The organism is Cupriavidus sp. UYPR2.512 (genome assembly GCF_000379565.1).
GTDB lineage: Bacteria > Pseudomonadota > Gammaproteobacteria > Burkholderiales > Burkholderiaceae > Cupriavidus.
On record NZ_KB903020.1, the window covers coordinates 14,091 to 38,657 of the forward strand.

The 24,567-nt window shown below is 65.7% G+C and carries 25 protein-coding genes; 11 read left to right on the forward strand and 14 right to left on the reverse strand.

Annotated features, from left to right (window positions below):
* The first annotated feature begins 49 nt into the window (after positions 1-49).
* Positions 50-949 (forward strand): LysR family transcriptional regulator, encoded by a 900-nt coding sequence (locus A3A5_RS0117915; protein WP_018311918.1) that lies wholly within the window; start codon positions 50-52, stop codon positions 947-949.
* Positions 950-1,134: 185 nt separating this feature from the next.
* On the opposite strand, the gene A3A5_RS0117920 is transcribed toward A3A5_RS0117915, so the two are convergent.
* The gene (locus A3A5_RS0117920) at positions 1,135-1,614 is read right to left on the reverse strand and encodes an SRPBCC domain-containing protein (protein WP_018311919.1); all 480 of its coding nucleotides are present in this window, start codon (positions 1,612-1,614) and stop codon (positions 1,135-1,137) included.
* A 332-nt stretch (positions 1,615-1,946) separates the two neighbouring features.
* On the opposite strand from A3A5_RS0117920, the gene A3A5_RS0117930 reads away from it, so the two are divergent.
* Complete coding sequence (locus A3A5_RS0117930; protein ID WP_018311921.1) at positions 1,947-2,324, forward strand: VOC family protein; 378 nt, start codon at positions 1,947-1,949, stop codon at positions 2,322-2,324.
* Between the two features lie 19 nt (positions 2,325-2,343).
* Here A3A5_RS0117930 and A3A5_RS0117935 read toward each other — a convergent pair whose 3' ends face one another.
* The 3 genes from A3A5_RS0117935 to A3A5_RS0117945 all read right to left on the reverse strand — a co-directional run bounded on the left by A3A5_RS0117935 (position 2,344) and on the right by A3A5_RS0117945 (position 5,352).
* The gene (locus A3A5_RS0117935; RefSeq protein WP_018311922.1) at positions 2,344-3,054 is read right to left on the reverse strand and encodes a DUF899 family protein; all 711 of its coding nucleotides are present in this window, start codon (positions 3,052-3,054) and stop codon (positions 2,344-2,346) included.
* Between the two features lie 228 nt (positions 3,055-3,282).
* Positions 3,283-4,758: a type I glutamate--ammonia ligase gene (glnA, locus tag A3A5_RS0117940; RefSeq protein WP_018311923.1), complete on the reverse strand. Its 1,476-nt coding sequence runs from the start codon at positions 4,756-4,758 to the stop codon at positions 3,283-3,285.
* A 114-nt stretch (positions 4,759-4,872) separates the two neighbouring features.
* The gene (locus tag A3A5_RS0117945) at positions 4,873-5,352 is read right to left on the reverse strand and encodes a PaaI family thioesterase (RefSeq protein ID WP_018311924.1); all 480 of its coding nucleotides are present in this window, start codon (positions 5,350-5,352) and stop codon (positions 4,873-4,875) included.
* Between the two features lie 68 nt (positions 5,353-5,420).
* Here A3A5_RS0117945 and A3A5_RS0117950 point away from each other — a divergent pair, with 68 nt between their 5' ends.
* Both A3A5_RS0117950 and A3A5_RS38865 read left to right on the forward strand, forming a co-directional pair.
* Positions 5,421-5,879 (forward strand): MarR family winged helix-turn-helix transcriptional regulator, encoded by a 459-nt coding sequence (locus A3A5_RS0117950; RefSeq protein ID WP_018311925.1) that lies wholly within the window; start codon positions 5,421-5,423, stop codon positions 5,877-5,879.
* A gap of 71 nt (positions 5,880-5,950) precedes the next feature.
* Complete coding sequence (locus tag A3A5_RS38865; protein WP_018311926.1) at positions 5,951-6,241, forward strand: excalibur calcium-binding domain-containing protein; 291 nt, start codon at positions 5,951-5,953, stop codon at positions 6,239-6,241.
* Positions 6,242-6,378: 137 nt separating this feature from the next.
* Here A3A5_RS38865 and A3A5_RS0117960 read toward each other — a convergent pair whose 3' ends face one another.
* Complete coding sequence (locus A3A5_RS0117960) at positions 6,379-7,290, reverse strand: LysR family transcriptional regulator (RefSeq protein ID WP_018311927.1); 912 nt, start codon at positions 7,288-7,290, stop codon at positions 6,379-6,381.
* A 142-nt stretch (positions 7,291-7,432) separates the two neighbouring features.
* Here A3A5_RS0117960 and A3A5_RS0117965 point away from each other — a divergent pair, with 142 nt between their 5' ends.
* Both A3A5_RS0117965 and A3A5_RS38870 read left to right on the forward strand, forming a co-directional pair.
* Positions 7,433-8,353 (forward strand): pyridoxal-phosphate dependent enzyme, encoded by a 921-nt coding sequence (locus A3A5_RS0117965; protein ID WP_018311928.1) that lies wholly within the window; start codon positions 7,433-7,435, stop codon positions 8,351-8,353.
* Positions 8,354-8,864: 511 nt separating this feature from the next.
* A complete protein-coding gene (locus A3A5_RS38870; RefSeq protein WP_035812922.1) occupies positions 8,865-9,629 on the forward strand; it encodes a GntR family transcriptional regulator in 765 nt (254 codons plus the stop codon).
* 9 nt (positions 9,630-9,638) lie between these two features.
* On the opposite strand, the gene A3A5_RS0117975 is transcribed toward A3A5_RS38870, so the two are convergent.
* The 9 genes from A3A5_RS0117975 to A3A5_RS0118015 all read right to left on the reverse strand — a co-directional run bounded on the left by A3A5_RS0117975 (position 9,639) and on the right by A3A5_RS0118015 (position 18,557).
* Positions 9,639-10,709, reverse strand: a complete 1,071-nt coding sequence (locus A3A5_RS0117975) for a porin (protein WP_018311930.1) — start codon at positions 10,707-10,709, stop codon at positions 9,639-9,641.
* A 169-nt stretch (positions 10,710-10,878) separates the two neighbouring features.
* Positions 10,879-12,228 carry a 3-hydroxyacyl-CoA dehydrogenase gene (locus tag A3A5_RS0117980; RefSeq protein WP_018311931.1) on the reverse strand — a complete coding sequence of 450 codons (1,350 nt, stop codon included), beginning with the start codon at positions 12,226-12,228 and terminating at the stop codon, positions 10,879-10,881.
* A 14-nt stretch (positions 12,229-12,242) separates the two neighbouring features.
* A complete protein-coding gene (locus A3A5_RS0117985) occupies positions 12,243-13,037 on the reverse strand; it encodes a crotonase/enoyl-CoA hydratase family protein (RefSeq protein ID WP_018311932.1) in 795 nt (264 codons plus the stop codon).
* A gap of 41 nt (positions 13,038-13,078) precedes the next feature.
* Positions 13,079-14,047 (reverse strand): PDR/VanB family oxidoreductase, encoded by a 969-nt coding sequence (locus A3A5_RS0117990; protein ID WP_018311933.1) that lies wholly within the window; start codon positions 14,045-14,047, stop codon positions 13,079-13,081.
* Between the two features lie 77 nt (positions 14,048-14,124).
* Positions 14,125-15,123 carry a tripartite tricarboxylate transporter substrate-binding protein gene (locus A3A5_RS0117995; RefSeq protein ID WP_232431379.1) on the reverse strand — a complete coding sequence of 333 codons (999 nt, stop codon included), beginning with the start codon at positions 15,121-15,123 and terminating at the stop codon, positions 14,125-14,127.
* A gap of 36 nt (positions 15,124-15,159) precedes the next feature.
* Positions 15,160-16,398, reverse strand: a complete 1,239-nt coding sequence (locus tag A3A5_RS0118000; RefSeq protein WP_018311935.1) for a Rieske 2Fe-2S domain-containing protein — start codon at positions 16,396-16,398, stop codon at positions 15,160-15,162.
* A gap of 1 nt (position 16,399) precedes the next feature.
* Complete coding sequence (locus A3A5_RS0118005; RefSeq protein WP_018311936.1) at positions 16,400-17,404, reverse strand: amidohydrolase family protein; 1,005 nt, start codon at positions 17,402-17,404, stop codon at positions 16,400-16,402.
* Positions 17,405-17,409: 5 nt separating this feature from the next.
* The gene (locus A3A5_RS0118010) at positions 17,410-17,811 is read right to left on the reverse strand and encodes a RidA family protein (protein WP_018311937.1); all 402 of its coding nucleotides are present in this window, start codon (positions 17,809-17,811) and stop codon (positions 17,410-17,412) included.
* Positions 17,812-17,846: 35 nt separating this feature from the next.
* On the reverse strand, positions 17,847-18,557 hold the full coding sequence (locus A3A5_RS0118015; protein WP_018311938.1) for a GntR family transcriptional regulator: 711 nt from the start codon (positions 18,555-18,557) through the stop codon (positions 17,847-17,849).
* Positions 18,558-18,561: 4 nt separating this feature from the next.
* On the opposite strand from A3A5_RS0118015, the gene A3A5_RS43415 reads away from it, so the two are divergent.
* The 5 genes from A3A5_RS43415 (at position 18,562) to A3A5_RS0118035 (ending at position 24,523) form a co-directional block, all read left to right on the forward strand.
* Positions 18,562-18,804: a hypothetical protein gene (locus A3A5_RS43415; protein WP_157637253.1), complete on the forward strand. Its 243-nt coding sequence runs from the start codon at positions 18,562-18,564 to the stop codon at positions 18,802-18,804.
* A gap of 173 nt (positions 18,805-18,977) precedes the next feature.
* A complete protein-coding gene (locus A3A5_RS0118020; protein ID WP_018311939.1) occupies positions 18,978-21,149 on the forward strand; it encodes an acetate--CoA ligase family protein in 2,172 nt (723 codons plus the stop codon).
* A 15-nt stretch (positions 21,150-21,164) separates the two neighbouring features.
* On the forward strand, positions 21,165-22,352 hold the full coding sequence (locus tag A3A5_RS0118025; protein ID WP_018311940.1) for an acyl-CoA dehydrogenase family protein: 1,188 nt from the start codon (positions 21,165-21,167) through the stop codon (positions 22,350-22,352).
* 16 nt (positions 22,353-22,368) lie between these two features.
* Entirely contained in the window at positions 22,369-23,496 is a 1,128-nt protein-coding gene (locus A3A5_RS0118030) for an acyl-CoA dehydrogenase family protein (protein WP_018311941.1), read from the forward strand.
* A 40-nt stretch (positions 23,497-23,536) separates the two neighbouring features.
* Positions 23,537-24,523, forward strand: coding sequence for a Bug family tripartite tricarboxylate transporter substrate binding protein (locus A3A5_RS0118035; RefSeq protein ID WP_026200882.1), 987 nt, complete (start codon positions 23,537-23,539; stop codon positions 24,521-24,523).
* The last annotated feature ends 44 nt before the right edge of the window (positions 24,524-24,567 follow it).

Consider the following 24,567-nt stretch of genomic DNA (forward strand, 5'->3'; position numbering starts at 1 on the left):
ATGCATCATTTTTCTCATTATCATTACAAGATTGCATGCGAGGACGGCGATGAACCTGATTCAGCTCAAGCACCTGATCGCGCTGGCGGAGACCGGCTCGTTCAGCCAGGCCGCCGCGCGGCTGCATCTGACGCAGCCGGCACTCAGCCGCAGCATCCAGGCCCTGGAAGCGGAGCTGGGCATGCCGCTGGTGGACCGCATCGGCAAGCGCAACGAACTGACGCCGTTCGGGCAGCTGGCGCTGGAAAGGGCACGGCGCATCGCCTTCGAGGCCGGCGAGCTCAGGCAGAGCGCGCTGGAGTTGCAGGCCGGCCAGGCGGGCACGCTGCGCATCGGCCTGGGATCCGGGCCGGGCGCCATGCTGATGACGCCGTTGCTGGTGCATATGGCCAGGCACCATCCCAGGGTCAGGCTGACCATTTCGCGCGGCGCGACCAATCTGCAGCTTCAGCAGCTGCGCGCCCGCGTGCTTGACAGCGTGGTCATCGATCTGCGCTCGCTAGTGCCCGGCCCCGACCTGCGCGTGGAGCGGCTGCCGGACCTGCGCGCCGGCTTCATGTGCCGCAGCGGCCATCCGTTGTGCAAGCTGCGCCGCGTGAGCTTCGACGATCTGCTGGCCTACCCGATCGCTTCCAGCCCCCTGTCAGACGAGGTGGCGCGCATCCTGATCGCCCACTTCGGGCCACGGGCCCATCCCGACCAGATGGTCACGCTGCGCTGCGAGGAGATCTCCAGCCTGGTGGAAGCGGCCCGCATCACCGATGCGGTGTTCCTCGGCATCATCGCCGCCGCGCGCGAGCCCATGGCAAGCGGGGAACTGGTGGAGCTGGCATTGACGCCGCCCTTGCACACCAGCGCGCAGTTCGCGCTGATCACATTGCAGGGACGGACCGAGACGCCCGCTATGGAGATGCTGCGGGCATTCATGGCGGAGAGAATGCGGGAGTAGCGGCGCTCCCGCCCGCGCGTACAGGCAATGATGGACACCCCGGTGCCTTGGTCGGCCGGGCGGCTGTGCGGCTTTCCTGTGCTCGGATGATGCGGCCTGCGTGACGGGCGAATATCGCCATCAACGGCGGGCTGCTTGGCTAGTGCGACATCAATCGCAAACCTCATTGATCAGCACTTCCCTGCTCAGCGCAGGCCAGCCTGCCGTTGCGCATTGAGCGCTTCCGCGCGCGCCTTGACGTCCCGTGCCACCTGGTCGAACCCCTGCTTCACCCAGGCACCGTGCTCGCGCATGATGGTCTCCGCGTTCAGCCCCAGGAACAGGTCAGTGGTGAAGTAGCGGGTGCGCCCGGGCCCGACGGCTTCCAGGTACTGGTCGCGCCGGGCGGCATCCTTGTTCTCGTCGGTGGGGCGCTGCTCCCACGAGAGCAGGCGCTCCGGCTCCCACGCCACCAGGTACTCGTTGACCGGAATGACCTGGTCGGTGCCGGGGATACGCACCTGCATGTACACCATGTCGCCGAGCCGACCGGTGGTCTCCAGCCCCGGGCAGAACGTATTCCATTCCGCGTAGCGCGCAAAGTCGGTCAGCACTTCCCACACCAGCGCTACTGGCGCGTCGATCTCCACCTGGATCGACGTCACGAGATTCTCTGCTTTGGCCATTGGCCCCTCCTTCATGAAATTCATTGGGAAGGGACACACTAGAGCCGTGCATGTGGGCTTCGCATACCCCGAACGGACGAGTCCGGGTGGACGAAGGCGAAGTCGTCGAGGTCATGCAGATTGAGGCTTGCCCCGAGAGCGCGCTGTCCGGCGGCGGCGACGCGCGGCGGGGTCTCAGTCTCCAACCGCTGTGAGCTTGGTGCCGGCCATCCGGGATGGCTGGCATTTTTTTTGGTTCATCGTCAAACTCCGGGGTGGGGGCGCGGATCTCGGGGAAGAGCGGTCTCTTGCAAACGTCGGGCCGCGCAGGCCCACACACTTCAGGAGAACTCATGTTTGACCACGTCAAATTCGGAGTCAGCGACTATGCAGCGAGCAAGGCGTTCTTCCTCAAGGCACTCGAACCGCTCGGCGTAGCTGTTGCCTCGGAGGGGCCGCCGACGTACGGTGTCGAGCTTTGCCCCCCAAAGGGCAAGGCTTCATTGTGCCTGTTCCAGGCCGAGGAGAAGCCTGCGCATCTACACCTGGCGTTCACTGCCGAGACTCGCCAGCAAGTCGAAGCTTTCCATCGCGCGGCTCTGGAGGCCGGTGGCAAAGACAATGGTGCGCCTGGTCTGCGCCCGCACTACCACGCCAACTACTATGCAGCGTTCGTCATTGGTCCGGACGGGCACAACATCGAAGTGGTTTGCCACCAACCCGCGGCCTGACCCTTCCATCGAGGCACGATTATTTCCCATCCGGGTATTCCAGCTTCGGATACCAATCCGCCCCCCGGCCTTCCGGCGTGGTGTCCAGCAGGGTCCACAGTGGATCCAGGTCCGGCGCGCCGCGCGGGTCCTGACCCGGGTCGGCCGATAGGGCGTACATCTCGCTGCTCCAGAAATGGCGGATCTTGCCGTCCCGGCGCGTAAAGACCGAGTAGGCCGGGACGTCGGCATCCTCGGCGCTGACATAGTCGCGCGTGAAATCGCCATCGACGTCCGCGTAGACCTTCAGCTTGGTCCAGCCTCGTGCCTTCTTGGCGGCGACAAGGCGATCGACGGGCGAGCGGGCGATCATCGCCAGCGCCACGCGCTGCTCGATGTCCGGAACCTTGTGATCCCACGACGCCATCACCGAAGTGCACATGGGGCAAGGCTGTTCCCGCTGCGGGCCGAACATATAGCTGTAGATGACCAGGGTGTCCTTGTCGCCGAACAGTTCGGCCAGCGTGACCAGACCGCGTTCTCCCTGGAAGGTATAGCGCTTGGTCACCTCGCCGCCTGCGGGCAGGCCGCGGCGCTGTTGGGCCACGCGCTCGATGTGGCGCCGCAGCTCGATCTCCTCCGCAAGCAGCGCATTGCGCGCCTTGCGGTACTCCGCGCTTTCATTGGGAAACCGGACGGGGTTTTGTTGCGCCAGCTCGGTTGAGGGAATGAGTTTTGCAGTGGTGTCCATGTCGGTGCTCCTGCCAGGATAGATACCGCGAATGGCCAGGGAATGTGATGCCGTCGCGCTGCGTCGACGTTTACGCGGCCCTCTCGTAGTTCGTGTCAGCCCAGGCCGAAATGTTCCGTGCCATGCCGGGCCGATGCTGCCCGTGGAGTGGCCTTTGATTTTCTGGCTGGGCGTGAGGGGCGAAGCTGGTCTTCTGCCGGAGGCAAGGACACTGCTGGCGCGCCGTAATCAAATGTCGAAGTAGAGCTGGAATTCCCACGGGTGTGGCCGCACCTTCAATGTATCGATCTCATGCGTGCGCTTGTAGTCAATCCAGGTGCTGATCAGGTCTTCAGTGAAAACATCACCTTTTCGCAGGAACGCTGAGTCGGCTTCCAGCGCGCAAAGCGACTCTTCGAGCGAACCTGGTACCTGCCGGATGCTGGCCGCTTCCTCCGGTGGCAGATCATAGATGTTCTTGTCGAGCGGGTCGCCGGGGTCCGTCTGGTTTTCAATGCCGTCAAGGCCGGCGAGCAGCATTGCCGAGAAGGCGAGGTAGGCATTGGCGGACGGGTCAGGGCAGCGAAATTCAACGCGTCTGGCGCCTGGGGAGTCCGAAACCATGGGAATCCTGGCCGCGGCGGATCGGTTGCGCTGCGACATGGCCAGATTGACAGGCGCCTCGTATCCGGGCACCAGTCGCTTGTAGGAGTTTGTGCTGGGCGCGCAGAAAGCCATCAGCGCGGGGGCGTGGCTGAGCAGGCCACCTATGTACCAACGGCACATCTGGGACGTCTGCGCCCAACCGTTCTTGTCATAGAAGAGGTTCTCGGCATCGCGCCAGAGGCTCTGGTGGCAATGCATGCCGCTCGCGTTGTCGGCAAACAGGGGCTTGGGCATGAATGTGGCGACCTTGCCGTGGCGGCGCGCAACGTTCTTGCAGATGTACTTGTACATCATCACGTTGTCTGCCATGCGCATCAGTGGCGCAAAGCGCATGTCGATTTCATTCTGGCCCGCCGTGGCGACCTCATGGTGATGCACCTCGACCTGGATGCCGGCCTGCATCAGCGCGAGTACGATTTCGGAGCGGATGTCCTGCAGCGTATCGCTTGGCGGCACGGGGAAATATCCTCCCTTGTAGCGCTGCTTGTAGCCGAGATTGCCTCCACCATAGGCGCCTTCGTCACGGCCCGAGGTCCATTCGCCTTCGGCGGATTCAACATGGTAGTAGCCAGAGTGCTGGTCCTGCCCGAAGCGGATGGAGTCGAAAATAAAGAATTCCAGTTCGGGGCCAAGGTAGCAAACCGTGGCAAGACCGGTTTTCCGGAGGTACAGCTCGGCCTTGCGTGCGATGTAGCGCGGATCGCGCGAGTACGGCTGGTGCAGGACAGGGTCCAGCACGTCGCAGATCAGCGCCAGCGTTGGTGCTGTGCAAAACGGATCGATGAATGCAGTGGCCGGGTCAGGCCTGACCAGCATGTCGGACTCGTGGATTTCCTGGAACCCACGTATGGAAGACCCGTCGAAGCCGATGCCGGCCGAGAACAAATTGTCGTTGACTTCCGGCAGCGTGATCGAGAAGTGCTGCCACACGCCGGGCAAGTCGGTGAACCTGAGGTCAACGACCTGGATCGCGTGCGTCCGGATCAGATCGATGACTTCGCCGGGGTTTTGCGGCGGCGCAACGTGATAGCTGCCGGGTTCTATTGAGACCATGCCCATACCTGCCTCCATCGTCTGCCAGCGGCATAGTCCAACATTAGCCTGTCAAATTCCGAATGGAAAGTGCCTCATCAATCCTGCAGTCTTGCCGAAACGGCTCCTCGCTTTGTTTGCCTATTGTTCCCGCGCAGGCGATAGCACGAGTAGCGTAGACGTGCCATGGGCCAGAACGCGCCCGTTCTTCGCCAGCACGCGAGCTTCCGCGGTAATGATTTGACGGCCGTGGCTGACAACGCGGCCTTCGACCCGGACCCTGCCTGTATCAGGCTTGATCGGTCGGGAGAAATTTCCCTTGGTTTCGACAGTGGTGTAAGCAGCGCCAGCGGGAAGAAGGGAGTTGGCCGCGCACGCGGTTGCGCTGTCAATGAGCGTCAGAGGCCATCCGCCGTGCACCGAGCCCATTGGATTGAGCAGTCGAGACGACGGCTCGCCTTCGAACGCGGCGAATCCGTCGCCAACCTCGACTAACCAGAAGTCGAGGATCTGTGAGATGGGCGGCTGTGGAAGGCGTCCGTCCACAATGGCTTGAAGAATTGCCCGGCCGTTCATGTTTGCGACGTCGGCGGGTGAGGCAAGGCCATATCGATATTCCATCTCGTCAGATCTCCTTGTTGTTGGTAATATATGCAGATACAAACAATGCATCTGCATATAGTATCGTCATGGAAAAGCGAAGGCAAGGAGCCAGGACCCTGCGCGCAGACGCCGCTGCGGTTCTCGATGTCGATCTCGGCTGGTGGTCGCGCCTGTTGGCGCGCAGAATTACAGCGGAGTTAGATGGGGCGTTGGCTTCGTCTGGCCTGTCCAGTACCCAATTTGGATTGATGTGTCTGATCGCGTCGGCAACAGACGACACCCTTGGCTCATTGGCGCAACGAGCCGGACTGAATCAATCGACAATGTCGAGGAATGTCGATCAGCTTGTCAGCATGGGGCTGGTGGAAGTCGTCATGTCCGAAGCGGATCGCCGCCGCCGCGCGGTGTGGTTGACAGAGGCCGGCGCCTTTAATTTGCAACAGGCTCTGGCGCTGTGGCAGCCCGCCCACAGCACGTTGCGCCAAAAGCTGGGTTCAGAGTTGCACGACATGGTAAGCGAGGTCACGGCAAGGCTGGCAGAGTAGCGCCTGACCGACAGCGACGCTGTTGTGGCATCCTTCCATTTCCAAAAAGAAAAAGAAGGGTAGGGGTCAACATGTATAAGGGCTTGCTGGTAGTTGCGGCCGTCGCGGCCGCCTTCATCTATTACAAAACGCACGCGCCTCTGGTAAATCCCGTTGCCCAGGCCGAGCCACAGCAGATCGAGGTTTCAGCCGTGGCAGCAACGGCGGAACCGGCATTCCGCTGCGAGGGCAAACAGCACTGCAGCCAGATGGCATCCTGCGCGGAAGCGCGCTTCTATCTGAAAAACTGCCCGGCGGTAAAGATGGATGGGGACGGCGACGGTATTCCATGTGAGACGCCGCCCCTCCAGTGCATGTTTTGACGTGCCGGTGCGGGGCCACGCCCTGCTGTTCACTCCTGTGCGGCGACATTCCTCACGAAGACGAGGGCAGCTGCCGTCCGACACCGGAACAGCATCAAACATGGACCGACCGGAACGGACCGCCACGGAGCCAATTGCTATGGGCTTGCCCGATCATCGATCACCTGCTGTAGCGCCTGCACAAATTGCCTGACTGCTGGCGTTGCTACCTCCTCGTCGAACGCGAATTCCACATCAAAGCGATCAGCGACCTCAGGCAGTGGCACTAGCCGCACGGTCGGCGGACAGACGGTTGACAGGCTTTCGGGGACAAACGCGCAACCCATCCCCGCCGAAACCAGACCGAGCACGGTCGGGATGTCGCTGCCAACCTGGGCCACGCGGGGCGAGAAACCGGCGCGCTCGCACTGCGTCATCAGGAAGCGATGCTGGGACGAGGACCGCGCCGGATCGAACCAGACGAAGGGCAGATCCGCCACGTCCGCCAGCCGTTTCGGCTGCTTGTGGCGGGCGGTCTGTGATGAAGGCATGGCCAATACGAAGCGGTCGCTGAGCAACACAATGCCTGTCAGATGCGGCGCCTCATTCCGACGCCAGGCCATGATGCCGCCATCCACCTGCCTGTGCCGGATCGCGACAATCTGCTCCGTCGATAGCATCGGGTCCACCAGGACCTTGACCTCCGGGCACGCCGTCCGGAAGGCTCTGAGCACCTCCGTCACGACGGCTGAACTCAGATAGTTCGGCAACACACCAAGGCGCAGCTCGCCGAGCTGCCCGGCAGCGCAACGCAGGGCGCGATCGCGACTGGCTTGCAGGTTTGCCAGAATTTGTGTGGCATCCCGCAGGAAGCTCTCGCCCGCCACGGTGAGTTGCACGCCCCTTGCCTTGCGCGCCAGCAGTGGCGTACCGATGGCCGCCTCAAGTTCGATAATTTGCCGCGACAGGGCGGGCTGGACAATGCCGACGGCACGGGCGCCCGCCACCACGCTGCCGGCCTGTGCTACCGCGATGAAGTAGCGAAGATGTCGCAATTCAATGTTCCGCATACCGCTTCCGCGCGTTCATTCCCATGCTCCTCAAGCATAGCTAGGCTACCTAAACAGCATTGGTTTGCATAGCTTCCTGCGCTACGATGGCGCAGCTTCCCGCGTTGCAGGGACGGCTCGCTTCCCCATTTCGCTACGAAACATGACGATCCACATCAGCACCCCCTTTGTACAGTCCCAGCCCAATTCGCGGCGGCTCGGCAAGCCGGTCTGGTTAAAGATGGAAGCCGCACAGCCGACCGGCTCTTTCAAGCTCCGGGGTGTCGGAGCCTTGTGTGAAGCGCGGCACGCCGCGGGCGCACAGCGATTCGTTTCATCGTCAGACGGAAATGCCGGGATTGCGGCAGCCTATTGCGGACGCGAACTCGGCGTTCCCGTCGTGGTGGTGGTACCCGAGAGCACGCCACCCCAAGCGCGCGACCTGATCCGCCTGGAAGGCTCGGAGTTGATCGTGCACGGAGGCACATGGGCGGAAGCGCACGAGTTTGCGCTGTCCCTGATCGGGCCACGCGATGCCTTCGTGCACCCTTTCGACGATCCGCTCATCTGGCAGGGGCACGCCACGCTGGTGGACGAGATCGCGGTATCCGGGCCGAAGCCGGGCGCCATCGTTCTTGCCGTGGGCGGTGGTGGCCTGCTGTGCGGCGTGCTGGAAGGGCTTCAGCGGAATGGCTGGTCCGACGTGCCTGTCATCGCGGTAGAGACCGACGGTGCGGACTGCTACGCCCGCTCGGTCGCCCAAGGCAGGCCGGTCGAACTCTCAAGTATCACCAGCGTGGCGACATCGCTTGGCGCCAAGCGGCCGTGTGATGGCGCGCTCCGATGGGCGCAGCGTCACGAGATCCACAGCGTCGTTGTGTCAGACGATCAGGCGGTGCAGGCAGCGATAAGGTTTCTTGACGAACACCGCGTCCTGGTTGAGCCGGCATGCGGCGCAGCCCTGACGGCCTTGGATTGCGACAACGCGGTGCTGAAGGCGGCCTCCAGCATTGCCGTGGTGGTATGTGGCGGCGCCACGGTGACTGCTCGGCAACTGCATGACTTTGCTGCAATACTGGACTGAGCGGGTTTAAGCAGAGGCAGCATGTCTGAGTCGAAAGCCGGCCCCCTGGTGACTGATCGTCTGCCGGCGGCCACACTCCCGCCGCTACCCGTAGCGCTTTACGCTTTGGTAAAAATGCCCCAAGGGGTGGGGGCTGGAGAACTCATGACACAACAAGTAACTCAGGACAGCTCGATCGCACGCAGGAAGCATGGGAGCAAGCTTGGCAGACTGTAGTGCAGGAAAACCGCGCGCTGGTCGACGTGAATAGCAGCTTTCCTGACGGTTTTGCTCCCTGCTTTTGGCCACTCCCTCTTTTCAGCTGGCGGATAGAGCCGTAGCATGAGTGGGGCGCCGTCGGACTCATGCGTGATTCATGCGGGATATGCCGGTGAGCCTGCGGCAGGCTCAGTGTCCCGACGGCAATCCGGATGGCGGCTCGTTCGGGATTTGCCGTATCTTTCGCCTCCGGATGGCATGCCAGTATCGCGTTTCGGTATACTGTGCCGGAAAGATTGCTCACCCAGACGCGATGACACACCCAGAAAAGAAAAGCATGGCCGGCGAGATCAAGGCCACGATCCAGCACGAAATCGAAGCCGGCGACATGCCGCCCGGCACGCCGCTGGACGAGCGCATGCTGGCCGAGCGCTTCGGCGTTTCCCGTACGCCGGTGCGCGAGGCGCTGCAGCAGTTGTCCGTGCAGAACATGGTCCGCATCGTGCCGCGCGTGGGGGTGTTCGTGTCGCGCCTGTCGATCACGCAGTTGCGCGAAACCCTGGAACTGCTCGGCGAGCTGGAAGCCGTGGCGGCGAAGCTGGCCGCGCGCCGCATGGATGACGACCAGCGCGTGCGCCTGAAGGCGGCCCGCGCCGAATGCGAGCAGGCGCACGCCGAGGACGACGGCAAGCGCTTCGCCAAAGCCAACGCGGAATTCCATGACACGGTCTATGCGGGCAGCCACAACGAATACCTGGTGGAGCAGATCCAGAGCATCCGCCGGCTGATGCAGCGCTACCGCCCGCGCATTTTCCAGACCCCGGCGCGCCGGCAACGCGTGCTGGAAGACCACCAGCGGCTGGCCGACGCCATTCTCAGCGGCGATGAAACCGCCGCGCATGCGGCCATGCTCGAACATGCGCCCGTGGGCACCACCGGGTTTTCGGAGTTCCTTTCCACCCTGCCAGCGAGCTATCTCGAGGGCGAGGGCGGCGGGGAAGCTGCCGCCACGCGCAGCACCGCACCGCGCGGCGGCGCCAGGCGTGGCCGCAAGCCGGCCGCTTCACGCGCGGCCTGATTGGCCACCTCAGAACTTATGCCGCACGCCCATCGCCACGCCGAACTGGTTCTTCTCGTTCGGCGCAATCTGGTAGGCAGCTGCGGCGCCGTTCAGGCTTTCAAAGTTCAGCGACGCATTCTTTGTGTACGCGGTGCTGACATAGACGTCGGTCCGCTTGGACAATGAGTAATCCGCGATGAACGTCACCTGCCACGGGTTGTTCGGGTTGGTCTTGCCCGTCGCGGTGTACTGCGCTTTGACGTTGTCGTAGTAGAACGCGCCCGTAAGCTGCAAGGCACCGGTTGCCTGGTAGTTCAGGGCAAACCACCACAGGTCGTCACGTGCCGACGTATTGGTCGCGCGCGTGCCGTTGTTGTTGTACCGGTATGCGGCCTGGGCCAGCAGGCCCGGTGTGATCTGGTAGCGCAGGCCCAGTGCCGCCTTCTGCGTACGCGTGTAGTCGGCAGTCTTTGCACTGTTGAGGCTGTCATAGGCACCCGCGACGCCGAACGGGCCGACGCGGTAGTCGAAGCCGCCGCCGAAGGCCGATGAACCCGCGACCGTGCCGGGCTGCTCGCCAAAACTCCAGTGCGCTTCCGCCGTCAGCGGGCCCAGGTCGACATGGTATTTCACCATGTTGTCTTCGCGCAGGTTCGCGCCGGCAATGCCGACCACCGGTTCATACGTGGTGGCGTACGCCGTGGGCGAGTAGTTGGCCATCATCAGGAACAGCGAAGTGTATTGCCGGCCCAGCGTTACCTGCTGCGTGCCGCTGCGCAGGCCAACCCATGCCTGGCGGCCGAATAGACGGCCGCCCTGCGTGGATACGCCGGTATCGAGGCTGAAGCCGCTTTCCAGTGCGAAGATCGCCTGCTTTCCGCCACCGAGGTCTTCCGTGCCGCGCAGGCCCCAGCGGCTCGGGGACAGGCCGCCCGAACCGAGCCCGACCTTGGAATGCCCGTCGGGGCCACTTCCCGGGTTGTTGTTGGTGTATTCGATGTTGGCATCGGCAACGCCATACAGCGTGACGCCCGACGTCTGCGCCGCGGCGGATGCACTGGCGATCGCGCAGGCAAGGCCGACCAGGGTTCGTTTCATCTTTTTCTCCTCCATGTTCTTGGTGTCACCCAGATGTCATTCCCACGGTCCGGGAAGTGGCAGAACTATCGCCCACTGGTATGTATATGAAAAATAGTGGTATACGTTAGTGCGTATTAAGAATGCAACGAGAGCGCTCAGGGAGAGCGGAAAGGCGCCGCCGTCGGCCTTACGCGTTCCCCCGCTGGTAGTCGGCAAAGGTCCTACCTTCGCGCGCGAGCCGGGCCAGCAGCGGGGCCGGCTCCCACCAGTAGCCGTGTTCCGCGTGAAAGCGCTCGATGTCGGCGTACACCTCGCGCAGCCCGATGCGGTCGGCGTAGTACATCGGCCCGCCATGGCGCGCGGGAAAGCCGTAGCCGGTCAGGTAGACGGTGTCGATATCGCTGGGCCGCAGCGCCACGCCGGCTTCGAGCAGCTTCGCGCCTTCATTGACCATGCCGTACACGCAGCGCTTGATGATTTCCTCGGCGCCGATGGGGCGCCGTACGATGCCAAGACGCGCCGACTCCTGTTCGATGAAGGCCTCGACCTCGGGATCACGCAGCGGCTGGCGGCTGCCAGGTTCATAGCGGTACCAGCCCTTGCCGCTCTTCTGCCCCAGCCGGCCCAGTTCGGTCAGCTTGAGGATCAGGTCGTTCCAGCGCCGGTCCTGCGGGCGGGTGGCCATCTGCGCCTTGCGGGTCTGGTAGCCCACGTCGTTGCCGGCCATGTCGTGCACGGCGAAGATGCCCATGGCGTAGCCGAAGCCGGTCAGGGCCTGGTCCACCTCGTGCGGCAGCGCGCCTTCCTCGACCAGGAAATGCGCTTCACGCGTGTAGTTGCGGAACAGCGCATTGCCGATAAAGCCCGGGTAGACGCGCGCGAGCACGGCGGTCTTGCCCATGCGCCGCCCGAGATCCATCAGCGTGGCGATCACGTCCGGTGCGGTCTCGCGCGCGCGCACCACTTCGAGCAGGCGCATCACGTGCGCCGGGCTGAAGAAGTGGGCGCCGACCACGTCCTGCGGGCGCTGCGTGACAGCCGCGATGGCATCGACATCCAGCCCGGAGGTGTTGGTGGCCAGGATGGCGCCGGGTTTGCACACCGCATCGAGCTTGCGGAACACCTGCTGTTTGAGCGCCATGTCCTCGAACACGGCTTCGATCACCATGTCCGCCTGCGCGGCGTCGGCCAGGTCGAGGGAGCCGGTGATGCGCGACAGCCGCAGTTCCATCTCGGCCGGTTCCAGCTTGCCGCGCGAGACGCTGCCCGCATAGTTGTCGCGCACGCGGCCCAGGCCGGTATCGGGCCCCTGCTGGCTGCTGTCGATCAGCGTGACAGGGATGCCGATGTTGGCCAGCGCCATCGCGATGCCGCCGCCCATGGTTCCCGCGCCCACTACGGCGACACGGTTAACGGGGCGCAGCGGCAGGTCTTGCGGAAAGTCCGGGATGCGGGCCGCTTCGGCCTGGGCGAAGCGGACGTAGTCGGCCGTGGTTTGTGCCTCGCCGCCGGCGGTGGATTGGGTTGTGGTTGTCATGACGTTCCCTGGATTCAGTCGGGCTTGGCGCCGGAGGCGAGGGGTTTGGCGCGGCCTTCGACGAAATCGCGCAGGCGTTCGGCGGCTTCGGGAGGACGCGGAATGTTCGAGGTCAGGTACTCGACGAACAGGCCATCGTCGTGCGACAGGTCGTTGATGCGCGGCAGCACATTGGTGATGCGCCAGTTGGTGTCGGCGGTGTTGCGCGCGACCAGCGCGGCGAGCTCGCGTGCCTTGTCGAGCGCCTGGCCCTGCGGCACCACGTAGCGCACGATGTGCTCGCGCTCGCCTTCCTGTGCATTGAGCAGGCGGCCGGTCAGCATCATGTCGGCCATGACCGTGTAGCCCACCACGCGCTGGATGCGCACGGTGCCGCCGCCGCCGACAAAGATGCCGCGCTGTCCTTCGGGCAGGCCGAACAGCGCCGATTCATCCGCTACGCGGATATGCGCGGCTGTCGCCAGTTCCAGTCCGCCGCCCACGACCGCGCCGTGCAGTGCCGCGACGAACGGGATGGGCCCGCGCGCGATGCCATCGAACACGGTGTGCCACGAGTGGCGCGTGCGCTTGCGCGGCCGCGGCTGCTCGCCGGAGGCGCGGGCCAGCGCTTCCTTCAGGTCCAGCCCCGCGCAGAAGTTGCTGCCGTGGCCGAACAGCACGCCCACGTCGGCTTCCTCGCCGGCGCGCACCACGGCGTCGTGCAGGGCCCAGACCACCTCTTCATTGATGGCATTGCGCTTGTCGGGGCGGTTCAGGCCAATCAGGGCGACGTTGCCGTCGAGTTCATAGGTCACCAGTGCGGTGCTCATTTCATGCTCCTTTTTCATTGCGTGGTTTCGCGGTGCGGCGCCTACAGGTCAAGCACCAGCTTGCGGGTCTTCGCACCCGAGCAGCACACCATCATCCGGTTGTTGGCGGCGCGCTCGGCCGCATTCAGTACGAGATCGCGGTGGTCGGGCTCGCCGTCGAGCACGCGTACCTCGCAGGTCCCGCAGACGCCTTCCTGGCACGAGTACATGGGCTCCACGCCTTCGGCGATCAGGCATTCCAGGATGGTTCTGCCGAGCTGTATTTCGATGCTGCGGCCGCTGCGTGCCAGCTCCACGGTGAAGCCGCCGGCAGTGGCTGCGGCTTCGCGCGCGGCGAAGTACTCGCGGTGCACGCGCTCGGGCGCCAGCGATGCGGTGGCCTGCTCGAAGGCCTCCAGCATCGGCACCGGCCCGCAGCAATAGATGTGCGCGCCTTCCGGCAGGCTCGCGGCGATCGCCTCGACGTCGAGGCGTTCCGCACCGGCCTCGCGGTCGAAGGTCAGGTGGACCTCGCTGCCCGGCTCAACGCCCATGTCTTCCAGCGTTTCGACGAACGCTGCCTGCTTGCGCGTGCGCGCGGCGTAGTGCAGCCGCCACGGGCGGCCCTGCTCGCGCAGCCGATGGATCATGCCGAGGATCGGCGTGATGCCGATGCCGCCGGCCACCAGCACCGCGAGCGACGCCGAATCGTCGAGCGGGAAGTTGTTGCGCGGCGCGCTGATGGTCAGCACGTCGCCGGGGCGTAGCGTTTCGTGCAGGTAGCGAGAGCCGCCGCGGCTCTGCGCGTCGCGGTTGACGCCGATTACATAGCGGTGCGGCTCGCTTTGCGCGTTGAGCAGCGAGTAGCTGCGGATCAGGCCGTTCGGCAGGTGCAGATCGATATGGGCGCCGGCCGTAAAGGCGGGCAGGCTGCGCAGCGGCGGTTCGGGCCGCAGGTCGAAGGCCAGGATGCCTTCGGCCTCCCAGTTGATGGACTTGACCCGGACTTGCAGGGTGTCGGTAATGCTCATGGATGTCTCCGGTCGAAGCGGGGGGCCGTCATGCACGCACGGCATGCATGGCCGCGAAAGTCTTGTGGTCCCGGCTTCTACAGCTCCGCGCGAAAGCCCGAGGCGCGGATGATCGGTGCCCACGTTTCCAGCTCGGCGCGCTGGCGCCGTGCCATCTGTTCGCCGTCGAGGTAGTCGGGCACCACCGAGAGCTGGGCCATCAGCGACAGGCGTGCCTGCGGCGCGGCCAGGATGGTTTTTAGCGCCGTCTGCATGCGGGCAACCTCGGCCTGTGGCGTGCGCACGGGTGCCCACATGGCTGTCCACGCGTCGCCGGAGCGCACCGCAATGCCCTGCTCGGCCATGGTCGGGATATCCGGCGCGAGCGGCGAACGCTTGTCGCTGAAGATGCCGAGCAGGCGAACCTTGCCCGCGCGGTGATGGCGCAGCAGGTCCTGCAGCAGCGTGACGGCCGATGGAATATGGCCGCCCAGCAGGTCGGTGATCATCGGCGGCGTGCCCTTGTACGGCGTCACCGACAACGAAATGCCAGCCGCCTTGGCGAATTGCATGCCGAGGAAATGGTTCTGGCCGCCGAGGCCCGGCGTGCCGAAGCTGGCTTCCTGCGAATGGGCGCGCGCCCACTGCACGAATGCAGCCGCGGTCGACACACCAGTCGTCGATCCCGCGGCCATGCCGGTCGGATAGGACACCAGTCCGGCCACCGGTGCGAAATCGCGCCACAGGTCCCACTTGAGCTGCTTGCCGAACACCAGCGTCTGGAACGTGGGCGTGGCATTGGGCGCGATCATGTAGGTGAGGCCGTCCGGCTCGGCGGACTTGAGCACATCCGCCGCCAGCCGGCCACCGGCGCCGACATGGTTCTCCACGATCACGGGCTGGCCCAGCAGCGCGGGCAGGGAATCCGAGAAGTACCGCGCGATGGCATCGGTACCGCCGCCGGGCGGCAGGCCCACCAGGATCCGGATGGGCGGCTTGCCACGAAGCTGGGCGAACGAGGCCGCGGGTGCGGCGAGGCCCGCGCACGCCGCCAGTAGCAGCCGGCGACGCGAGCGGAGGCGGGGGCTGGTCATCATTGTCTCCGTCTTCTTGTCAGTCTTGTGCCGGCCGGCTCAGGGTGCCGTGGCCAGCGAACGCCAGTCTTCGCCGGCGGGCAGCACGCCGCCGATCGAGACGATCCGGCTGTAGTCGAGCTCGGGGTTGTCGGCGAGCGTCGGGGTCTTGCCAGACGCGAACTCGCGCACCGACTTCAGCAGCGCCTGGCGCACGCGCAGCACCGCGCCGTCGGCCGAGCAGAGCTGCTCGGTGGTGCGGTCGGCAATCGGGCCCTGACCGATGAACATGGCGAAGTCCTCGGTGCCCAGATGCTGCGGGAACCCGGTGGCATGGCCGCGGCGCATCAGGTCGCGGTTCTGGCCCCAGTTGTCGGCGGGCGTGCCCGGCGGCAGCGGCGGGAAGTTCCACACGTCGGGCGTGGCCGACATGATCGTCATGCCGAGCGGGCGGTGCGGATTGAAATGCACGAACCAGGCACGGTGCGTGACATCGTCTACCGGAGTGGAGAAAAACACCGTGCTCGGGCCCTTTTCATCGGGCGCGCAGATGATGCCGTACCACGGCATGACGAAGTTGTTCACGCGCGCATAGAGCTTGTCGTCGGGCAGCGGACGCAGCGCCGCATAGCGGTAGCCATAAGGGCGGTCCTCGAACTCCAGGCGCGGTGCAAGCGCCTGCGTCATGTGCATGCGCTGGTTGCCCGAGCCTGCCGTGATCTGCGTGGTCGATTCATGCAGCACGCCGACGTGCGAGGAATCCATCGATGCTTCCACGCCCTGCACCCAGTTGGTCGGCACTTCCTGGCTCGTGACCGAACGCTGGTCTTCGGGCAGCGAGGTGAAGGGCAGGTCGGGGAACTTCGGTGCCTGTTCCCCCTTGCCGAGCCACACCCAGACGATGCCGCCGCGCTCCTGCACGCCGTAGCGGTTCACGCGCACGTGCTTGCAGAACTGCGCCTGGTCGCCGACGTGGTTCGGCGCTTCGATGACCTCGCCGGTGGTGCCGAGCTTCCAGCCGTGGAAGATGCAGCGCAGGCCGTTGTCTTCGTTGCGCGCCATCAGCAGCGACGTCTTGCGGTGCGGGCAAAGTTCATCGAGCACGCCCACCGCGCCGTCGGTGCGGCGGAACGCGACATAATTGCTGCCGAGCAGCCGCACGCGCACGGGCGCGCCGTCAGCCACCAGCTTGGCCGAGGGCACGGCGGGGATCCAGTAATGCTGGCGGATCATCTCGCCCATCGGCGCGCCGTTCTCCACGCGCGTGAGCAGGTCGTTGTCTTCGCGGGTCAGCGGCATCTCAGCACTCCTCGTCGGTGCGGAAAGCGCGCGAGTACAGGCGCCGGCAGTTGCATTCGAAAATGTTCTTGCGCTGCTGGTCCGTCAGCCACGAGATGCCTTCGATGACCGGCTTCATGTCGTCGTAGTCGCGGTCGGTCAGCGGGTCGCGCGCGCTGCCGGTACCGGGCTTCTCGGTGCCGAACAGCACGTTGTCGGTGCCGGCCACCTTGAGCAGCAGGTCGATCGCTTCGGTCGAGTAGTTGCAGGTGTCGAAATACAGCTTGCGCAGCTGCTCGTCGAACGTGACGGTCTCGCCCTTGCGCACCGACCACGAACGGAAGCGGCCCATCTGGTACGGAATCGCGCCGCCGCCGTGTGCCACGACGATCTTCAGGTTCGGGAAGTCCTGGAAGACCTTGGAGTTCAGCAGCGAGATCACGGCAATGCTTTCTTCGTTGATGAACTTGAGCGTGTACGACTCGCGCGCGCTGCAGCTTCCTGCGGAGTGGATCAGGCCCGGCACGTCCAGGCGCGTCATGGCTTCGTAGAGCGGATACCAGAACGGATCGCCAAGGCCCGGCGGCGTCGGGCCTTCGCTCTCGGTCGGATCCGGGTTGATCAGGCAGCCGACGAAGCCGAGTTCATTGACGCAACGCTCCAGCTCGGGCACCGCGCGCTCGGCCGGCGATTCCAGCATGTGCTGCGGCAAGCCGGCCACGCCGCGGAAGCGGTCCGGGAACATGGTGACGAAGCGCGCGATGATGTCGTTGCAGTGGCGCGACCACAGCTCGGTCACGCGGCCCGGCTTGACCGAATGCATCTGCAGGTAGGGGCGCGGCGAGATGAACTGCACGTCGGTGCCGACGGCATCCATGCTGCGCACCAGTTCTTCCGCGGCCTTGCGCACCGAGGCGTCCGGAATCTTCGGGGTGGTGGACGGGTTGGCGCGTCCGCCGATCAGTTCCGCCATGTAGCGGAAGCTCTCCGGGGGCATGACGACGTGGGCGTGGGAATCGATGATCATGGTGTTCAGCCTTGGTTGGCGCCGGCCAGAACGGCCAGGCATTCGAGTTGCAGGAGCATGCCGTGCTGCAGTTCATGCACGACGATGTGCCGCGCGGGGCGGTCTTCGGGGTTCGGGAAGCACTGCAGCCATTCGGTGTTGATGGCTTCGCGCACGCTGTTGTCCTTCACGTAGATGGTCAGCTTGACCACGTCCGCCACGCTGCCGCCGCCCGCCGCGAGCACGCTCGCGAGATTGCGGAACGCGTGCGCGGCCTGTGCGTCGGCCCCGGTCGGCAGTTCGCCGGTGGCCGCATCCTTGCCCGAGATGGCGGAGGTGCAGATGACATTGCCCACGCGCGCGCCGGTGGGAATGGGGGCGTTGTGCGCAAGGCCGGGCACGTCGATCGAACGGAGAGGTCTGGTCATGGGATGCCTGAAGTAGCGGGTTCCGGGATTCGGGATCAGGAGACGGCGGCATGGCCGCCGTCGAAGAAATGGGCCGGCACGGTCGCCAGGAATTCGGCGAAGCCAGTGGTGCCCGCGGGCACATGCAGCGTCATGGCCGCGGCAGCCTGCTGTTCGTCGCCGGCGCGGATGGCGTCGGCAATGCGCTGGTGTTCTTCCAGCGACTTCGCCACCTGCTGGCCGGTAGCGAAGTCGCGCATGCGGTAGCGCTGCAGGCAGCGCCGCGCCGCGCGAATATGGCCGGCGAGGATTTCGTTGCAGCAGCCCTGGTAGATGGCTTCGTGAAAGGCCGCGTTCGCGGTGGCGTAGCCAACCGCACCGGGCGCTGCTGCCACGCGCCGGCCCAACGACAGGCCCGCGTCGAGTGCGGCGTGCAGCGCTTCATCCCCGCGGCGTGCCGCCAACCGCGCGGCCAGCGATTCCAGTTCGCCCACGTATTCGAGCATCGCCCGCACCTTGCCGACGGACAGGCGCGCCACCGCCGCACCCTGGCGCGGGGCAATGCTGACCAGTTCGTGCGCGGCCAGTTGCTGCAGCGCTTCACGCACCGGCGTGCGCGATACGCCAAAGCGCTGCGCCAGTTCCCGCTCGTCGAGCGGTGCGCCGGGACACAGCACGCCTGCCTCGATCTCGGCCTCCAGCGTGGCCCGGATGTCTTCGGCCCGGCTGTGGCGCGGCGGAATCAGGGTGGGATGGGTTGTTTGCATACGGTTGAACGACGACAAGCATGTGGTTGTTGGTCGAAAATATACAACAAAAAAATACTGGTATGCAAAGACGGTGACTAATGATCGCATCGAACAGGCTCGGGATTATTCGACATTCGTCTTCTATGCTGAGAGACAGGAAGGCCGGATGAGGAACGGAAGATATCTCGGAAATCCGCTCTGCGTATGGCTTTCTGGCTTTGAGGCTGGTGCGCGGCGGAGCGGCGCAAGCGCTTCGCCGCAGTGATTTATCAGTCTCTTGCATGACTGGGAGTCCCTTCAGAACGGGTGTGCGGCTAGGGGAAAGCCCCTACCAGTTTTTCGGAGTTTGCGTTTTCTGGTGTATTGAAACTGCTGTTCTGGTATGCCAGAATTCGTTCAACACGAGGCAAACGCCCTTTTCTGGAAGAAACCCAACCCATGAAGACCTCAGACTTTTCCGGCGCGCAGGCCGGACAGCGCGAACCGGCGGCCGAAGCCGCGGTGGCTGCCGTGACCAGCGTCCTGCGTCCGGCTTCCGTGGCGATCGTCGGCGCTTCGGCGGACCCGCGTTCATTTGGCGGCTTCGTGCTGGCGAACCTGGAGCGCTTTGGCTACGCCGGCGCGATTCACCTGGTCAGCCGCAGCAGCGCCGAGATCAATGGCCGCACTTGCGTGAAGACGGTGGACGAACTGCCGGCAGGCATCGATCTGGCCGTGCTGGCAATTCCCGAGGCAGGCGTGCTCGACGCGGTGCGCAGCCTGGCCGCGAAGGGCACAAAAGCCGCGGTGCTGTTCGCCTCCGGCTATGCGGAGACCGGCGACGCCGGCCGTGAACGGCAAGACCAGCTTGCGGCCGCCGCACGCGACGCCGGCATGGCGCTGCTGGGGCCGAACTGCATGGGCTTCACGAATTTCGAGGGCAACGTGCCCGTGACCTTCGAAGCGGTCCAGCCCTATCCGTGCGGCGGACGCCCCGGTATCGGCGTGGTGGCGCAGAGCGGGGCGATGGCCGCGAACATGCGCGACGCCTTCATCGGGCGCGGGCTGCCGCTGACCGCAGTGGTATCCACGGGCAACGAGGCCTCGCTCGGCGCGGAGGATTTCGTTGCCCACTACATCGACGACCCGCAGACCCGCGTGCTGGCCGTGTACGCCGAACAGGTGCGCCGTCCGCGTACCTTCCTGGCGCTGGCGCGCAAGGCGCGCGAGGCCGGCAAACCGATCGTGATGCTGATGCCGGGCCGCAGCGAGCGTGCCCGCGAAGCCGCCCAGTCGCACACCGGCGCACTGGCCGGCGATCACGCCACTGCTTGCGTGGCGCTGGCGCGCGAGGCCGTGGTGCTGGTCGATACCCCTGACGAGCTTGTCGACGCTGCAGCAATCCTGCTGCGTTTCCCGGTGCCGCCAGCTGGCGGCCCGGCTTTTATGACCGGTTCGGGCGCGATGAAGAACGTCGCGCTGGACTTCTGCGATGGGCTCGGTCTGGAACTGCCCCCGCTCGGCGCGCAGACAACGGCAAGTCTCAAGGCCATGCTGCCGGACTACGCGGTGGCCGAGAACCCGCTCGACTACACCACCATTGGCGTGCGCCAGCCCGGGCTGGTCGGCGAGGTCCTGCTGACCATGCTGTCCGATCCGGCCGTGGGCAGCATCGTCCTGAGCATTCCTGCCGGGCCCGAAGTGGCCCAGCGCGACAAGGCCGAGCACATCGTCCCGGCGCTGGCCCGCGCCGGCAAGCCGGCTGTGCTGGTCGTGACCGGCGACAGCGGTCCCATCGAACCGTTCTTTGTCGAGGCGATCCGCGCCAGCGGCGTGCCGTTCTTCCGCTCGCCCGACCGCGCGCTGCGCGCGCTCGCCCGCGTTTCGGCCTATGGCGAGGCGCTGCAGCGCGCCGGCCGCGCCAGCCAGTCCGTTCCTGCGGCGGTGCCGCTGCCCGGCGCCGTTCCGACTTCGGGCGTCTTCGCCGAGTATCAGGGCAAGGCATGGCTGGCCGCTGCGGGGCTGACTGTGCCCGAAGGCGCGCTGGCGACGAGCGCCGATGATGCCGCCGCGATTGCCACGCGCATCGGCTACCCCGTGGTCATCAAGGCGCAGGCCAGCGAACTGCCGCATAAGAGCGACGTCGGCGGCGTGATCGTCGGGCTGGCCGATGAAGCCGCACTGCGTGCCGGCTGGGATCGCCTGCAGCAGAACATCGCCACCCATCGCCCGGACCTCACGCTCGACGGGGTGCTGGTCGAGGCCATGGGGCCGCGCGGACTGGAACTCGTGGTCGGCGCGCGGCGCGATGCCGGCTGGGGCCCGGTGGTGCTGGTGGGCCTGGGCGGCGTGTGGATCGAGGCGCTCAAGGATGTGCGGCTGATCCCGGCGGATATCGCCGAGGCCGATGTCGTACAGGAACTGGGCCGGCTCAAGGCGGCTTCCCTGCTGCGGGGCATCCGCGGCGCGGCCGCGATTGACGTGGCCGCCATCGCGCGCGCCGTGACGCTGATCGGCGGGCAAATGCGCGCCAACCCGGCCATTGTCGAGATCGACGTCAACCCGCTGGTGGCCTATCCCGACCGCGTGCTCGCGCTCGACGCGCTGGTCGTCTGCGCTCCGCAAGCCTGAACTTACGCATACACCATGAAGCTGACTTTCTCTCCCGCCGACGAGGCGTTCCGCCAGGAGGTGCGCGCGTTCGTCAAGGCGAACCTGCCCGCCGATATCCGGCGCAAGGTCGAACTCGGCCTGCGCCTGGAGCATGCCGACTACGTGACGTGGTTCCGCATCCTCGAAGCCCGCGGCTGGCTGACGCCGGGCTGGCCTGTCGAACACGGCGGGCCGGGCTGGAACCACGTGCAGCGCTATATCTTCGACGAGGAAACCATGCTCGGCGGCGCGCCGCGCATCATCGCGAGCGGCATCCAGATGCTGGGGCCGGTGCTGATTGCGTTCGGCACGCCCGAACAGAAGGCGAAGTATCTGCCCGATATCCGCCAGAGCAATACGTGGTGGGCGCAGGGATTTTCCGAGCCGGGCGCCGGTTCGGACCTCGCCGCGGTGAGGACCACCGCGGTGCTTGAGCCTGATGGCAAGCACTTCGTAGTCAATGGCCACAAGGTGTGGACCTCGTATGCGCACTGGTGCTCGATGATGTTTGCGCTGGTGCGCACCGACCCGAACGCGGCCAAGCCGCAGGAGGGCATCTCGTTCCTGCTGATCGACATGAACACGCCGGGCGTGCAGGTCCGTCCCATCCGCATGCTGGAAGGCGGCACCGACCTGAACGAGTGCTATCTCGACAACGTGCGGGTGCCGGTGGAGAACCTGGTCGGCGAGCTACACAAGGGTTGGTCCTACGGCAAGTATCTGCTCGGCCATGAGCGCACGGGCATCGCGGGCATCGGCTCGTGCAAGCAGCAATTGCAGCGCGCCCGCGCGCTGGCGGCCAGCGAAGGGCTGGACGGCGATCCGGTGCTGCAGTCGCGCCTGGCGCAATTCGAGATCGAATTGCTGGCGCTCGAATTCACCGCGCTGCGCCTGCTCAGCGCCAACCAGCAGAGCCGCGTGCCGGCCGTGGAAGCGTCGATGCTCAAGGTGCGCGGTACCGAACTGCGCCAGGCCATCTACGAGCTGCTGGTGGAAGTGGCGGGTCCGCATGCGGTGCCGTTCGAAGAAGCAGCGCTGCGCGGCGAGCTGGACGATCCGGCCAGCCCGCTCGAACTGTCGGCGCTGGCCGCCAACTACCTCGACGCGCGCAAGCTGTCGATCTACGGCGGCGTCAACGAAGTGCAGCGCAATTTGATCAGCAAGGCCTTCCTCGCGGCCTGACACCGTACCCGAGACCATGGATTTCTCTCTCAACGACGAACATATCGCGCTGCGCGATGCGGTGCGCCGCTTCTGCGACGGCGAGTACCCCGCGCACCGCCGCGGCGATGCCGAGACCGGCGGCGAAGCCGCCGCGCGCTGGGCCGCCATGGCCGACCTTGGCCTGCTGGGCCTGCCGCTTGCAGCAGACGTCGGCGGCAGCGGGCAGGGCCCGACCGAAATGATGCTGGTGGCCCAGGAACTGGGCCGGGCGCTCGGCGGCGACGGGTGGCTGTCGAGCGTGGTGCTGGCCGGGCAACTGCTCGACGAAGCCGGCACGCCCGCGCAACGGCAGCAGTGGCTGCCGGCGCTGGCGGCGGGGCAGGCGCGGCTGGCTCTTGCCATCCACGAGGCCGACGCCCGCTATGACCTGTCGCGCGTTGGTACACAGGCGCGCCGCGCTGGCGATGGCTGGGTCATCGACGGGGCCAAGTCGCTGGTGCTCGATGGCGCGCAGGCCGATGCCTTCCTCGTGGCGGCGCGCACTGCCGGCGATGCCACGGACGAACAGGGCGTGACGCTCTTCCTCGTTCCGTCCGATGCACCCGGAGCGATCGTGCGTGAGTTCCGCACGCTGGACGGCCGCAGCGCCGCGCACCTCACGCTGACAAAAGTCAGCGTGGGCGCCGACACGGTCCTGGGCCAGGCCGGCGCCGCGTTGCCGTCGATTGTCGCCGCTGCGGACCGCGCCAACGCCGCGCTGTGCGCGGAAGCCGTCGGCGCGCTGGAAGCATTGCTGGACCTGACCGCGGAGCAACTGAAGACGCGCAAGCAGTTCGGCACACAGCTCGCGAAGTTCCAGGTATTGCAGCACCGCGTGGCGGACATGCTGATCGCGCTCGAGCAGTGCAAGTCGATGGCCTGCGTGGCCGCCATGGCGGTGGCCGATGGCGACCCCGTGCAGCGCCGCCGGCTGGTGTCCGCTGCCAAGGTGATGATCGGACAGGCGGGCCGGCAGGTCGGGCAGTGGGCGATCCAGATGCACGGTGCCATGGGCATGACGGACGAGTGCCGCGTGGGCCATTACGCCAAGCGCCTGATGGTCATCAACCAGCTGTTCGGCGACGCCGGGCATCACCTGGCTTGTTTTGCCCGGCAGGCCTGACCTGGCCGGTTCACACAAGAAATACACAGGAGACAAAGACATGGCCCTCATCCGTACCCTCAGATCCGCCTGCGGCTTGCTAGCGCTGGGATTGGCGCTTGCCTGCGGCGCGCAGGCGCAAGAGAAACAGCCGATCAAGTTCCTGGTCGGCTTCCCGCCCGGCGGCTCGACCGACACCGTGGCGCGCGTGCTGGCCGAGAAGCTGCAAGGCGAACTCGGGCAGACCGTGATCGTCGACAACCGCCCCGGCGCAGGTGGCCGCGTCGCGACCGGCATGCTCAAGCACAGCGCTCCCGACGGACTGACCTACATGGTCGCGCCGAATGCGACCGCGATCTTCCCGACGCTGCTGTATCCGCCGGCCATGCTCAAGTACGACCTGCTGGCCGACCTGTCACCGGTCGCGGTGGTGATTTCGTATCCGCTGGCGCTGGTCGTGAGCACCCAGACTGGCGTCACCGACGTGAAGGGCTTCGTGGAATGGGTGAAGGCGCATCCCGGAAAGGCCATGTTCGGCACGGCCGGGCTCGGCGGCCAGACCCACTTCACGGGCCTGCAGTTCGGCAAGGCGATCGGCGTGCCAATGAATGTCGTGCCCTACAAGGGCAACGGCCCGCTCGTCACCGACCTGCTCGGCGGGCAACTCGCTGCAGCCGTGATGACCGCCGGCGACATCCTGCCGCATGCCAAGAGCGGCAAGGTCCGCATCCTCGCCGTGTTTGGTGCCGCACGCTCGCCGCTGCTGCCGGGCGTGCCGACCGCAACCGAGCAGGGCGTGGCCGTCGACAGTGGCGAAGCGTGGGCCGGCATCTGGGCACCCGCACGCACGCCCAAAGCAGAGCTCGATCGCATGCAGGCGGCGCTGGGCAAGGTACTCGCCATGCCTGACGTGCGCACCACGCTGCAGCAGCGCGCCACGCTGAATCCCGACTTCCGGCCGGCTGCAGATCTGGATCGTCTGCAGCGCAAGGAACTCGCCTACTGGGGCCCCGTCATCAAGGCCAGCGGCTTTTCGCCTGACCAGTGATCACGCGCGCCACGCCAGCCATCTCACCTAGTTCCTGCCTTTCA